Origin of the sequence: Janthinobacterium sp. PSRC1-1, assembly GCF_049897525.1 — a bacterium.
In the GTDB taxonomy this organism is placed as follows: domain Bacteria; phylum Pseudomonadota; class Gammaproteobacteria; order Burkholderiales; family Burkholderiaceae_D; genus Janthinobacterium; species Janthinobacterium tructae.
In genome coordinates this window covers 1-621 of the sequence record NZ_JAFCWK010000037.1, presented here as the reverse complement: position 1 = coordinate 621, position 621 = coordinate 1, and the positions used below count along the sequence as shown (strand labels likewise).

The 621-nt window shown below is 51.2% G+C and carries 1 rRNA gene; it reads right to left on the bottom strand.

What is annotated here, in order from left to right:
• A 23S ribosomal RNA gene (locus ACP7DW_RS28675) occupies window positions 1-621 on the bottom strand; the annotation flags it as partial.

Below are 621 nucleotides of genomic sequence, written 5' to 3'. Positions count from 1 at the left end.
TCTCCCGAGTTCTCTCAAGCGCCTTAGAATACTCATCTCGCCCACCTGTGTCGGTTTGCGGTACGGTCTCGTATGACTGAAGCTTAGAGGCTTTTCTTGGAACCACTTCCGATTGCTTCATGCACAAGTGCACTCGTCTCAACCCCTTGAATTCCGCGCCCGGATTTGCCTAAGCGCCTTCTATGAGCCAAAAACCAACTATTCCAACAGTTGGACAACCTTCCGCGATCCGTCCCCCCATCGCATCATACGACGGTGCAGGAATATTAACCTGCTTCCCATCAGCTACGCATCTCTGCCTCGCCTTAGGGGCCGACTCACCCTGCTCCGATGAACGTTGAACAGGAAACCTTGGGCTTACGGCGTGGAGGCTTTTCACCCCCATTATCGCTACTCATGTCAGCATTCGCACTTCTGATACCTCCAGCATCCTTTACAAGACACCTTCGCAGGCTTACAGAACGCTCTCCTACCATATATATCTGTGATAAATCACAGAACAATATCCGCAGCTTCGGTGACTGGCTTAGCCCCGTTACATCTTCCGCGCAGGACGACTCGATCAGTGAGCTATTACGCTTTCTTTAAATGATGGCTGCTTCTAAGCCAACATCCTGACTG